A 12,348-nucleotide genomic window follows, 5' to 3' on the forward strand; every position below is an offset into this window, starting at 1 on the left:
ACACGACGTCGCCGCAGTCCTGATCCAAGACGGCTCGACTCGTCACCTCGTCATCGATTCGCGCAGGCCGGGGACACTCAGGCCGACACCGCGCCGAGTGGCCGCTCCTGGAGCAGACACCGACGTCACTCGGACCCGTAGCGCTCCTCCCCCATTTCGATCTTGAGGGCGGCGGACGTCGTGGCGACGGCCGGCAGCAGGCATCGCCACATGTCCCGCACCCGCTGGGGCAGGTCCTGCCGGTCCGTCTCCAGATGCGCATGCATCTGCGCCCCCGTGCAGGCGTTGACGATCAACCGCGCCACCGCCTCGATGTCCGCGGCGGCACGCACCTCACGCCGGCGCTGGGCCTCCGCGAGGCTGTCCATCAGCACCCCCGTCCACTGCTGGTGCGAGTTCAGCTGCCCTCCGTTGAAGAACTCCTGGTCCATCACCAGACGCGCGCCCGCCAGCAGGAACACGTCGGCCACCATCCGGTGCGCCCAGCTGAGGGTGACGTCGACGGCGAACTGCAGTCCCTGCGACTGGAGTTCGTCAAGGGCGGGACGCAACCGTTCCGGCTGCATCTGGACGATCTCCCGAGCGAGTTCCTCCTTGTTCCTGAAGTGGAAGTACATCGCGCCCAACGTCACCCCGGCCCGGTCGGTGACCTTCGTCAACGTCGTCGCGAAGAACCCCTGTTCGGCGAAGACCTCGGCCCCCGCACGCAGAAGTTCAGCCCGCGTGCGCTGAGCCCTCGCCTGCTGCGGCGCCGACCTCTTGCCCGTCATCTGCTCCACGCCCTTCCGTCACCCCCTCGACAAGAAACATAACCGTACCTACTTTTATCTTTAAATGTTTCCCGGCGGAGACGCGGCTAGAACGATGATGTTCCGGAAAGGATCGCATGTCTCTCAGCAGCATGACTCCCCTACCGCCTGACCACCGCCGCTGCATCGGCAAGACGGACCTGAGCGAGGTGCTCGTCGGCGCGGTGACCGCGAAGACCGACGACACGCACGTCGTCACAGCTCGCTGGCCCCGGACCCACCGCCACTACACCTCCGACTCGGGCAACTACGCCCCACACATCCTCACCGAAAGCATCAGGCAGGCCCTGGCCCTCATATCCAGGACGGCCTACGGGGTCCCGTTGTCCAGCCGCATGGGCTGGCAGGCCTACAACTTATCGGCGACGGCAGACCAGTTGTATACGGATGCGCAGGACGCCGAGGTTCTCCTGACGGTCACACACTCCCGCGTCGCAGGACGCAAGAGGGGGTCCATCCGCCTCGCGGCATCCGTCGAGGCGACCCGCGACGGGCACCACCTCGGCTCGGCCCAGATCACCTACAGCGCGCACTCCCCGGCCATATACGAGCGGCTGCGCGGCCCTTACGCCGACTCTCACGCGGCGACGGCTCGCGCGCTGCCCGCGTCGGCCCCCGTCGCCTGCGACCTGACGGGAAGTCGCCGCGCCCACGACGTCGTCCTCACCGCCACCACGGCTCCTCGCACCTGGACGCTGCGGGTCGACCCGGATCACCCCGTGCTCTTCGATCACCCGCACGACCACGTGCCCGGCATGGTGCTGCTAGAGGCGTGCGGCCAGGCCGCCATGGCCACCGTCCACCCACTGCGCGCGCTGCCCACCGGGTTCGACACCACGTTCTTGCGCTACGTGGAGCTCGACCAGCCCTGCCGCATCACCACGACGTACCTCAGGTGCGAGCCCGGCGGCCCCCGGACCATCGGCGTCCGCGGCATGCAGAACGGCCGGACGGCGTTCACCTCCACCGTCACCGTCCACCCCCTGTCCACCGGCTGCCGCAGGACCGACGGCGCGCAGCGCCGGCCCTGAACCGGCGGGGCCCGCAGGCGCGGGCCGGCACTGCGAGGTCATGGCGGGACTCATGCCGCCCTGGCACAGCGGCGTCGTCGAAGACCACGTCGGACGGATCGAGACACCTGACCGATGATTTCGGGCGGAGGATCGGGTCTGCCCTGATATGACACGCATCATCGCTGACATCTCGGTCTCTCTGGACGGCTTCGTCACCGGGCCCGGCCTCGGTCCGGACAACGGTCTGGGCACCGGCGGCGAAGCCCTGCACACGTGGGCGTTCTCCGACGACCCCGACGACCGCCGGTTCCTGGCGAAGGGACCGCCCGCTCGGGCGCCGTCCTCCTCGGCCGCCGCCTCCTCGACGTGGTCGACGGGCCGGGAGGCTGGGACGACACGACCGGCTACGGCGCCGGCGAAGTCGGCAAGACGTCCCCCGGTGATCCGAAGACCACCGGTGACGCCCAGGAGAACGCCCTGGGTATCGAGTCGTCCAGGGACGACGACGCGCCGATCGCCCTGCCGCCGGGTGGTCAGGTTCCGCGGGAGTCGTCGGAGGCGGCCGCGAGCGTCTTGCCCGCAAGTCCCGACCGCTCGACGCCGTCGACCGCCACGCAGATGCCGAAAACGCGAGCGTGGCCCGTCCAGCCGTTGACGCGGCCACGGTTGTTGCTGATCTGCACCCGCTTGCGGGCGAAGTCGACGGACGACACCAAATGCAGGTAGACCGTCCCGGCGACACGGGCCAGCACGATGTCCCCGACCTCCAGCTTCGACGGATCGACCGGTGCGACGACCACCTGCTGCCGACTGCGTATCAGAGGGACCATCGAGGAACCGCTGGGTCGGAACGTCACGGTGGCTCCGCCGGCGACCCTGCCTGCCACTGCATCCAATGCGCCCATCGGACGATGGTGGCAGAAGCCCCTGCGTCACCCCCACCGAATTACCCCTTCGTACGCCACCGGCGAGCTGAAGGCCGCCTGGCGCGGTACTGGCTCCAGCCGCGAGGCGGCCGTCGGCGCCGCCCGAGACATGCGAGGAGCGGCCGAATGTGCGGCGGCAGGCAGCGTGCGCGGGTCGGGGACGCGGTCGTCCGCCGTGCGACCGCGGTCGCTCGCGGACGCGGTCGCAAAAGGCAGGGAACGCGTCAGCTGACCCGCGGACCGAGCGCCAGCGTCAGTTCGAGGACCCGGTGCGGCGACCCGAGATCCGGAAACAGCTCCCGCAGCTGCGACATCCGGTACCGGACGGTCTGGGGATGGACGAACAACGCCGCCGCCACCTCGTCCCGCCTGCCGTGGTGAAGCAGCCACGCCCGCAACGTCTCCTCCAGCCGCCGCGCGGTCGCGACCGGCAGGGTCCGCAACGGTGCGAGGGCTCGGGCCCGCAGGTCCGCGAACGCGTCCATGTCGGCGCTCAGCACCAGCTCGGGCAGGTGTTCCTCGGTGTCGCGAATGTCGGGGGAGACGGAGCGTGCGCGCACGGCTCGTGCATACGAGGCGGACGCCCGAGTCCATGGCCGGGCCGGGCCGACCACGGCCGCGCGGTCGGTCAGCTGTCTCAGGAGATGCGGTCGGTCGGCGTCGGGGACGAGCAGCACGCCCAGGGCGTCCGGCAGATCATCGAGGACGAGGGTGCTCGGATCGAGCGTGCGGTAGGCGGGCCGGGCCTGGGCGGCGGGCAGCAGGACCGCGGTCAGCGAAACCGGCGGCTGCCACCCCGCCCGTTGGACGGAGGCCAGCAGCACGTCCGGGCTCGCGTCGGCCAGGAGGTCGCGGACCAGCTGTTCCAGGTGGCGCTCGTGGGCACGGCCCCGGGCTGCCAGTTCGTCGGCGTGGCCTGCGGCGCTCGCGGCCGAGAGCTCGTCGATGTAGGCGAAGGTCAGCTCGGCGAACTTGGCGACCTCGGCGGCGGGCAGACCTGCGGGTACGGCGCCCGCCGCCAGACATCGCCACGCCACGCGGGCGCCGACACGGTAGGCGCTGAGCAGGGCGTCCATCGAACGGCCGTCGCGCACCTCGCCGCGGCCCAGCTCGTAGGCCGCGTCACCGGCGTCGCCGCCCGTGGCGTTTCCGCTCGCGACGTCCAGGTAGTGCCCCAGGGCGGTCCGGACCGCTCGGCGGATGGTGCCGCCCATGCGGCCCGACAGCGCGTTGGCGTAGGGAGGGACCTCGTCGATGATCGCCTGGACGACCTCGTCGGCGGTGGTCCTCAGCGCGGCCCGGAGTACGGTGACCGTCGTCTCATCCAGGGCCGGATCGGTGGCCCTCCGGATCACATGTCCCATGTTTTGTTCCCTGCGAACAATTCAGCCGACCAGATTTACGTCCTACGGACAGGACTTTACGCCCTGAGGCGCATCAAGCTGGAGTCATGACGAGTGCAGCCCTCCGCAGTAGGGCGTGGAAACTGCTGGAGATGGTCACGACGCCGCTGCTGCCGTCCGACTACCTCGACCTGGTCAGCCCGCTGCGTGCGGGCGCCGACCTGCGCGGGCGCATCGAGGCCGTGCACCCCGAGACGGGTGACGCCGCGACCATCGTGATCAGACCCGGACGGGGCTGGCGCGGCCACACGGCCGGTCAGTACGTGCGGATCGGGGTCGATGTCGACGGGGTGCGCCTGTGGCGTGCCTACTCGGTCACCTCGCCGACGAACCGCAAGGACGGCCGCGTCACGATCACCGTGAAGGCGATCCCGGACGGCAAGGTCAGCAACCACCTGGTCCGCCGGGCGAAGCCGGGCACGCTGATCCAGCTCGACCAGGCGACCGGTGACTTCGTGCTGCCCAAGGCCAAGCCCGCCAAGGTGCTCTACCTGACGGCCGGCAGCGGCATCACGCCGGTGATGGGCATGCTGCGCGACACCGAGCTGGACGACGTCGTCATGGTCCACTCCGCGCCACAGCCGCAGGACGTGATCTTCCGCGACGAGCTGCACGGCCTGGTCGCGGACAGGAAGCTGACTCTCACCGAGCTGCACACCGACACGGACGGCATGCTCGACATCGCCCGTCTCGACGAACTCGTGCCCGACTGGGCCGAGCGCGAGACCTGGGCCTGCGGGCCCGCTGGCCTGCTCGACGCCGCCGAGAAGCACTGGGCCGAGCACGGCGTCCCGGAGCGCCTGCACACCGAACGCTTCCGCGCCGGCGTCGTCGTCAGCGGGGACGGTGGCGGTGGCGTGGTCACGTTCAGCACCACCGGCACGACCGTCGACGCGGACGGCGCCACGCCGTTGCTGGACGTCGGCGAGGCGGCCGGCGTGCTCATGCCGTCCGGGTGCCGCATGGGCATCTGCTTCGGCTGCGTCACGCCGCTCAAGGCGGGCGCCGTCCGCGACCTGCGCACCGGCGAGATCACCGAGGCCGAGCCCGGCGTCCTCATCCAGACCTGTGTGTCCGCCGCAGCGGGCCCCTGCGACATCGAACGATAGGACCACCTTGACCGCCATCGACCCCACCGCCCACCTGACCGCGGAGCAGATCGAAGAGCTCGGCCGCGAGCTGGACGCGATCCGCGACGAGGTGATCGCCGGCCGCGGCGAGGAGGACGCCGCCTACATCCGCAAGGTCATCTCGGCGCAGCGCAGGCTCGAGCTGGCCAGCAGGGGCGTACTGCTGTTCTCGATCTTCCCGCCCGCGTGGCTGATCGGCACCGCAGGTCTGTCCGTGGCGAAGATCATGGACAACATGGAGATCGGCCACAACATCCTGCACGGCCAGTGGGACTGGATGCGGGACCCGAAGATCCACTCCACCACCTGGGAATGGGATCACGTCTCGCCGGCCGACCAGTGGAAGCACTCGCACAACGAGCTGCACCACACGTACACCAACGTGATCGGCAAGGACAACGACCTCGGCTACGGCATCATGCGCGTGGACGAGGACCAGAAGTGGCACCCGTTCCACCTCGGCCAGCCGCTGTGGAACTTCATCAACGCCTGCTTCTTCGAGTACGGCATCGCCGCGTACGACCTGGAGCTCGGCAAGAACCTGCACAAGCGCCGCCGGAAGAACCCGGAGTTCCGCGCGCGGGCCAAGGCCGTGGGCCGCAAGATCCGCAAGCAGGTGCTCAAGGACTACGTGATCCACCCGCTGCTGTCGGGCCCGTCGTTCCTCCCCACGCTCGCGGCCACGTTCACCGCGAACCTGGTCCGCAACGTCTGGTCCCACTCGGTGATCATGTGCGGGCACTTCCCCGAGGGCGTGCAGGTCTTCGAGCGCCGGTCGATCAAGGGCGAGACGCGTGGCCAGTGGTACCTGCGCCAGATGATGGGCTCGGCGAACATCAGCGGCAGCAAGGCCATGCACTTCATGACCGGCAACCTCTCGCACCAGATCGAGCACCACCTGTTCCCGGACCTGCCGAGCAACCGGTACGCCGAGGTCGCGGTGAAGGTGCGCGCGCTGTTCGAGAAGTACGAGCTGGAGTACGTCAGCGGACCACTGCCCAAGCAGGTGTTCTCCGCGTGGCGCAAGGTCTTCCGTCTCTCGCTGCCGAACAGGAAGCAGCCCGAGGTCAAGAGGCCGGACCGCGAGCAGGAGCTCGTCGCGGCCTGACCCCGCTACAGGCTCCGGCACGGTGGGCGAGCGCTGCCCCGGACCCCGCCACATGGGGTCCGGGGCAGCGCGGTGTCCGACTGCGCTGCCGTCCGGACGTGGGCCGGGAGCCGCGACGGGCTACGCGCCCACCGCGCCCTGCACGAAACGCCGAAGACACGCACGCACGGCGTCAGGCTGCTCCAGCCAGGGCTCGTGCCCGGCGCCCTCGATCCGCCTCAGCGGAAGACCGAGCCGGAGCGCGAGCGATTCGAGAGCCGCCACGGGGCGTGGATCGTCGGCCCCGCCGAGGAGCTCCGTTCGCGCGGGCAGACACGCGCGCAGCTCGGCCAGACGCCCATCGAGCGGGTCCGCGCGTTTTTCCCTGCCCAGCTCAGCGTTCATGGCCCAGTTGACGGGACGACGCCGCCGGGCGCCCTGTGCGGCCCAGTGCCACCCGCGTTCGGGATCGGCATGGTCGGTGAACCAGGCCAGCGTGAGCAGTTCGACCTCCTGCTCCTCCGTGCGGTCCGGCAGCTCCTGCAGAGCGCGCAGCCTCCGCCGCTGTGCCACGGACATACGCCGATCGCGCTCCGCTCGGTCCCCGGAGCGCCAGTCACCCACGAACGGCCCGCACATCAGCATCATCGCGGCGACCCGGTCAGGGTGTGCCAGGCAGAACCGGCTCGCCAGGTCGGTGCCATAGGAATGCCCGATCAGCACGGCCCTGGACACCCCCCAGGCGTCGAGCAGTTCGGTGAGATCGTCGACATGCCGGGCGAGGGTATGACTCCCCCGCCACGGCGACCGGCCCGTGCCACGCTGGTCGTACCGGTACACGGGCACGAGGTCCGCGATCATGGCGGCGGCGTCGCCCAGGTATTCCGGCAGGCCTGGACCGCCGTGGAGCATGACCACGGGCGGCTGCCGGTCGGTGTCTCCCAGCGCTGTCCAGCTCAGCTGAGCCTCGTCCGTCGTCGACACGAGGCCCTGCGTCTCCATCCAGGTCATCACTGAGAACCTACCGGTGTCGCTTCGGCTCCGCCCAGGCGTTGAACAGCAATCCGAGTGGCGACGCCCATGTCGAAGGGGAGTACCGCTCCACCGGTGACCGGGCTCAGCCGGCATCCGGTGGCTCTGCCTGCGCCGGTGCGCCACGGCCGATGGTCATCGACCAGTGAACAGCTGACGACGCCTCTACGGTCACGGCTCCACCGCGCTCCGTCCCGGACACCGCGACCTGGTTCGAGAACGTCGCGACCCGGGAAGCGGCGCACGTATAGGGAAAGGAGACGTGCACAGGCCGCACCACCACGGTGATCTTCCCTTCGCCCTGGCAACTCACCGCGACGGTGAGGGCATCACCCTTCTTGCCGCTGCGGTACGCAACGCCGGCGTTCCCGGTGGTCACCTCCTGGCGGCCGGCGAGTGAGGTGCCGGGCTCCAGCTCCGGCGACCTCCGCAGGGAAGGCTCCGCGGCGCCGGGCCCGGTGGTGGCCGCTGCCCCGCTCGCCGTCACGGGACGACGGGACGGCGTGGACCGTCCGCCCTCCTCCGCCTGGTTCGCCGTGCACGCGGCGAGGGCGAGCAGGGCCGTGGCACACGCGACGCTCGGTACCGTACGAGTTCGCCAAGACATATCGATTCTCCGGGATGGCCCAGCCGACGGGGACGCGGCGTGTGGATGATGACGTCGCGTCACTGTCCCCGTCCCCGCGACTGCCGCGATCTTGTCAGCGCTCCTGACGGACCGCCAGCCTTCGACGCCGTTTCTGAGCGAAACCTGAGCCGGGGCCGGTCGGCGATCGCGTGCGGCGGCCGCCCCGCCGTGACGGCGGCACGGCGGCCGAGGGACGGGGAACTGGTCACTGGATCAGTTCCGTGTGCGGATGATCCGGCGATGCCGGGCAGATGTGCAGCTGCAGATCGTAGCCTCGGGCGAGGTCGAGCATGGTGGGGTTCCACGGCGCGGGACCGGTGGTCGACGACGCGCGGGCTCGGTCCTCGTGGGGAATCCAGTCGGGGTCGGCGGGGTTCCATTCGGCCGAGGCGATGGTCAGCAGCGGATCCATCTCGGCGCCGCACGAAGGGCAGAGCCGTGGCTCGGGATCGGTGAGGCCCCAACGGGTCCATCCCCCGGCCTTCCAGCCGGGAGCCACCGACAGCCTGTCCCTGTAGAGGTCACTGTAGAAATCCTTCGAGCAGGGCGTTTCCGCGCTGTCCAGAGGGGTGTCGGCTGCCTGCCACCTGCGCCATTCCTCCAGCTGGTGCTGGAGTTCCTTGTCCAGTTCCCTGAGGTCGGGGTACTCGGTGATCTGCTCCGGCGCGAGCAGGCACGGCTCCGGAAGGTAGCCGGGGAACTGGATCGCGGGCGGCTCGGGGGGTGTGTCGAGGATGTCGGTGACCGCGGCTGCGGAGCGCCAGAACAGCGTGGTCTCGGGTTGCGCGGGGTGGTCGAAGGGGCACCACAGCACCTGGAGCAGATCTGCCTCGGCATGCCCGGGCGGGCGCAGCAAGGGGACGTCGCGTACGTACAACTGGGCCACGGGCAGCAGGGCGATCGGGCCCTTGGGCCACGGGCGGCCGGTTTCGATCCGTTCGTCGATCGCCGACTCCTCGGGCGTGTACCGGCTTCCCGGCGGGTCGCCTCCCGGCCGGTTCGCCGCCGCTGCCCGGATGCGTCGCTGCCGTCGTACGTCCTCCGGCGAGAGGATCTGGTTCACGTGGTCCCACTCATGCGGCTTGTCGCAGTACGGCCACGGCTCGTCGGCGGGCCACAGCAGCGGTCCGCCGACGGAGCTGTCGTACGGCGTGGGCGCCCCGGGGCGGGGATGCAGCCGGGTCGCCGTGCGTGCCAGGGGAGCCAGGCCCGGGACGACTGCGGTGACGTCGACCAGCCGCGGCGGGGTGGTGCGGATGCGGAGCGCAGCGTCGATGTCGCCTACCCGCTCGGTGCACACCGACCGTATCTCGTCCAGCAGTTGGGGGTAGTGCTCGCCGTGCGTCTGCAGCGCATGCCACACCGCGTCCAGTGCCGCGATGAGCGGGGTGGGCCCCGCGGCGGCGAGCACGGCGGGAAGAGCGAAGTGCGGCTGTGAGATCCGTCCTGGGGTGTACGGCGTGACGCCGGGGTGCAGCACGGCGACCTCGTGCGCCGTGTCCGCGGTCGGCGGGCGGTAGGGCGGTCGTTCGGGAGGCGTCGCCCCCAGAACCGACGTGTCCGGTACGCGAGGGTCGGAGCGCAGAATCTCCCCCAAGCGGGCCGGGTCGTCGAACGGCGGCGGCAGGGGGCGTCCTTCTCCCGACGCGGAGAGCGCCCGGGCGACCCACGGCACATCGGTGAGGCCCGCGGCCTCGCAGGCCCGCCGGGCGGCCAGCAACGCCACTGCGCGCTGAACCTCGGGACCCACGACGTCGAGGATGTGCACCAGGTCGCTGTCGAAGCGGAGCAGACCGAGGACGTTGCTCTCGCGGGCAGCCTGCAGCCTCTCGCTCGGCAGTCGCCCGCCCCACTCCCACTCCTCGTAGTGCAGCCGGCGCTCCTCGGCGGCCCGTTCGGCCCGCTCCGCGGCGGCCCGTTCGAACAGCTCGCGCGTCGCGCGTTCGGCCTCGGCGAGCTGCTCGGGCGTACGCTCGGTCGCGCGCGCGTACCCGTGCAGGTGCCCGGCCGTCCGCGAGGTGTGCCGGATCACCCGGTCGGGGCTCGGTGGGGCAGGCCAGAACTGCAGGAGGTAGCCGTCCGCCTCGGGCTCCCCGGTCACTCGCGTGGGGAGTTCCTGTCCCTCGTCCATTCCCCGGGCGCAGTACCGGACCCGGTAGTCGGTCCGGACGAGGCCCAGGTCCCACGCCGCCTCGGCGTCCCACTGCACCAGACGTGTGCGGGGCGACGTCGGCCGGAAGGACACCTCCATGACGTCCTCCCAGAGCGGGTCCAGCACGGGGGCTTCGTCGTGGACTTCCGCGACGAAGCCGACGTCGCCCGCGTACAGCGCGGTGGACAGGAGGATCACGCCCGGAACCGCAGCCCCGCACAGCCCTCCGTTCTGGCCCGCCAGCGCCTCGGCGAGGTCCGGTCGGGGACCGTCCGGGTCGCTCTCGACGAAGATCTGACGGTTGTGAACACGTACCTCGCCTGCGACCGCCCTGCGCACAGCACTCCCCCGCGTCGAGGACGGCCCCGGCGCCCTTGTCGGGCAGGCCGTCACGTGCCCCGCATCATGCCGCAGACCACTGACAGCGCGTCTGGCGACGCCTCGAGTCCGGCGGCGTCGGCGGCCGGGGAGCTTCCGGGCCCGCCCGGCCGCCGCCGCACCGTGCGCCCGGCTCGCGGCCGTGTTCGGCGAGGCGCACTCACCCGGGGACCGGGTCTTCGGAGGCGGGCAGCGGCTCCGCGGCCCTCGGGGCCAGCGCGCGGACGGACGGGGTGGCGACCATGGCGAGGGTGGCGAGAAGGATGAGCGCGGCGGCCGCGTAGAGCGTGGCACGGAGACCGAGGAGCAGTACGGCGGGCCCCGCGGCGAACTGCGCGAACGGGAGCGCGAGGTAGGAGCCGAGGTCGTCGTACGCGTAGACGCGGGCGAGGCGGTCCTCGGGTATCTGCTCGTTGAGGGTCGAGTACCAGGCGACACCCGCCTGTTCGGCGCCCACACCGGCCACGAAGTTGGCCACGACCAGCAGCCAGGTGTACGGCGCCAGCGCGAGCAGCAGCGGGATGGCAGCCGTCAGGCCCATCAGCGCGCAGCCGACCAGGATCGCGCGCCGGGGCCGCCAGCGAAGGGACAGCACGCCGCCGGCGACCGCGCCGAGCGAGCCCGCGGCAAGGGCCAGGCCCCAGCCGCTGCGGCCGATCCCCGTGGTGTCGGCCACGGCCGGGCCGAGGACGGTGAAGGAGGCGGTGAGGCCGGCGTTGAGGAAGCAGAAGGCCACCACGATCACCCACACCCAGGTGCGGGCGGTGAACTCCCGCCATCCCAAGCGTAGTTCATGCACCACGCCGGGACTGGGCCCGGGAGGTGCGACCTGGACGCGGACGAGTGCGAAGGACACGGCGGCGAGCGCGAAGCTGAGCGCGTCGACGGCCAGGCCCAGGCCGGGACCGACCGCGGCCACCAGCACGCCGCCGAGCGAGGCGCCCACGATCATCGCGCTGCTGCCCGCGATCCGGGAGAGCGCGAGGGCGGCCCGGCGGTACTCGGCCGGCACGGTCTGGGGCAGCAGGGCCTGGGCCGCGGGCTGATAGCAGGAACCGGACGCCCCGTTGACCGCGGCGAGCACCATGAGCAGGGGTATGGCGGCGTTCTGGGTGAGGACCAGGGCGGCTACCACCGCCTGGCTCATGGCGCTGACCACGCTGCTCGCGACCAACAGCCGGCCGCGCGGCAGCCGGTCCGCCAGCACCCCGCCGTACAGCAGGAAGAGGATGCCGGTCAGCGAGTGGGCGCCGACCACCAGCCCGAGCGCGCCGACCGAGCCCGTGGCGTCCAGCACGGCGAAGGCCAGGGCGATCGGCGCCACCCCGTTGCCGAGCAGGTTGGCCGTCGTGCCGATGAAGAGATGCCGGAACGGGCGGTGGTGCCAGGGCGTCAGGGCGTCGGACATGCGCCTGATCGTCGGGAACGGACGGCGAACCGTCAACGCGTTTTACGAGTGGCCGGGTGCGCAGCCGCTTGCGAAGAGGTGGCGGAGGCCTGCCGGTTCGCTGCTCCGGCAGTGGCTGCGACCTGCTCGGTCTGTGGCTCCCGATGCGCTGTGGCAGGCCAGTTGGCACGGCTCGCGAGAGCCGGTCGCAGCAGTCCGGAAGGCGGGCCGCGCCGGGCAATCGCGTCCGAACCGTTGACGCGTCGGCCGGATGGCGCTCATCATCGGGCCACCGATGTCAGCGTTGACACAAGTCAACGATGACATACTCCGGCCGGCGGTGTGGACGACATCGCGGGCCGGGGCGTCACATTTTCGGGCCGCTCACCGCAGGCTGTGCTGC

The 12,348-nt window shown here is 71.0% G+C and carries 10 protein-coding genes and 1 pseudogene; 4 read left to right on the plus strand and 7 right to left on the minus strand.

The window, feature by feature from the left end:
- Nucleotides 1–125 precede the first annotated feature (125 nt).
- Nucleotides 126–770 (minus strand): ScbR family autoregulator-binding transcription factor, encoded by a 645-nt coding sequence (locus ACH4ZA_RS29390; RefSeq protein WP_398432441.1) that lies wholly within the window; start codon nucleotides 768–770, stop codon nucleotides 126–128.
- Between the two features lie 116 nt (nucleotides 771–886).
- On the opposite strand from ACH4ZA_RS29390, the gene ACH4ZA_RS29395 reads away from it, so the two are divergent.
- On the plus strand, nucleotides 887–1,840 hold the full coding sequence (locus ACH4ZA_RS29395; protein ID WP_398432404.1) for a ScbA/BarX family gamma-butyrolactone biosynthesis protein: 954 nt from the start codon (nucleotides 887–889) through the stop codon (nucleotides 1,838–1,840).
- A 148-nt stretch (nucleotides 1,841–1,988) separates the two neighbouring features.
- Nucleotides 1,989–2,251 (plus strand): annotated as a pseudogene (locus tag ACH4ZA_RS29400) (dihydrofolate reductase); the annotation flags it as partial.
- A 104-nt stretch (nucleotides 2,252–2,355) separates the two neighbouring features.
- Here the strand turns inward: ACH4ZA_RS29400 and ACH4ZA_RS29405 are convergent.
- Both ACH4ZA_RS29405 and ACH4ZA_RS29410 read right to left on the minus strand, forming a co-directional pair.
- Nucleotides 2,356–2,679, minus strand: coding sequence for a S26 family signal peptidase (locus tag ACH4ZA_RS29405; protein ID WP_398432442.1), 324 nt, complete (start codon nucleotides 2,677–2,679; stop codon nucleotides 2,356–2,358).
- Nucleotides 2,680–2,972: 293 nt separating this feature from the next.
- Nucleotides 2,973–4,112 carry a PucR family transcriptional regulator gene (locus tag ACH4ZA_RS29410; RefSeq protein ID WP_398432405.1) on the minus strand — a complete coding sequence of 380 codons (1,140 nt, stop codon included), beginning with the start codon at nucleotides 4,110–4,112 and terminating at the stop codon, nucleotides 2,973–2,975.
- Between the two features lie 86 nt (nucleotides 4,113–4,198).
- Here ACH4ZA_RS29410 and ACH4ZA_RS29415 point away from each other — a divergent pair, with 86 nt between their 5' ends.
- Together ACH4ZA_RS29415 and ACH4ZA_RS29420 are read left to right on the plus strand one after the other, a co-directional pair.
- A complete protein-coding gene (locus tag ACH4ZA_RS29415; RefSeq protein ID WP_398432406.1) occupies nucleotides 4,199–5,260 on the plus strand; it encodes a ferredoxin reductase in 1,062 nt (353 codons plus the stop codon).
- Between the two features lie 7 nt (nucleotides 5,261–5,267).
- Nucleotides 5,268–6,389 carry a fatty acid desaturase family protein gene (locus ACH4ZA_RS29420; protein WP_398432407.1) on the plus strand — a complete coding sequence of 374 codons (1,122 nt, stop codon included), beginning with the start codon at nucleotides 5,268–5,270 and terminating at the stop codon, nucleotides 6,387–6,389.
- 120 nt (nucleotides 6,390–6,509) lie between these two features.
- On the opposite strand, the gene ACH4ZA_RS29425 is transcribed toward ACH4ZA_RS29420, so the two are convergent.
- From ACH4ZA_RS29425 to ACH4ZA_RS29440, 4 genes are all read right to left on the minus strand, one after another.
- Nucleotides 6,510–7,379 carry an alpha/beta fold hydrolase gene (locus ACH4ZA_RS29425; RefSeq protein WP_398432408.1) on the minus strand — a complete coding sequence of 290 codons (870 nt, stop codon included), beginning with the start codon at nucleotides 7,377–7,379 and terminating at the stop codon, nucleotides 6,510–6,512.
- Between the two features lie 106 nt (nucleotides 7,380–7,485).
- On the minus strand, nucleotides 7,486–7,779 hold the full coding sequence (locus ACH4ZA_RS29430; protein ID WP_398432409.1) for a hypothetical protein: 294 nt from the start codon (nucleotides 7,777–7,779) through the stop codon (nucleotides 7,486–7,488).
- 454 nt (nucleotides 7,780–8,233) lie between these two features.
- Nucleotides 8,234–9,286, minus strand: a complete 1,053-nt coding sequence (locus ACH4ZA_RS29435; RefSeq protein ID WP_398432443.1) for a hypothetical protein — start codon at nucleotides 9,284–9,286, stop codon at nucleotides 8,234–8,236.
- Between the two features lie 1,432 nt (nucleotides 9,287–10,718).
- Entirely contained in the window at nucleotides 10,719–11,966 is a 1,248-nt protein-coding gene (locus ACH4ZA_RS29440) for an MFS transporter (RefSeq protein ID WP_398432410.1), read from the minus strand.
- Between the last annotated feature and the right edge of the window lie 382 nt (nucleotides 11,967–12,348).

The sequence above is a fragment of the Streptomyces sp. NPDC020597 genome, from assembly GCF_044335095.1.
In the GTDB taxonomy this organism is placed as follows: Bacteria; Actinomycetota; Actinomycetes; order Streptomycetales; family Streptomycetaceae; genus Streptomyces.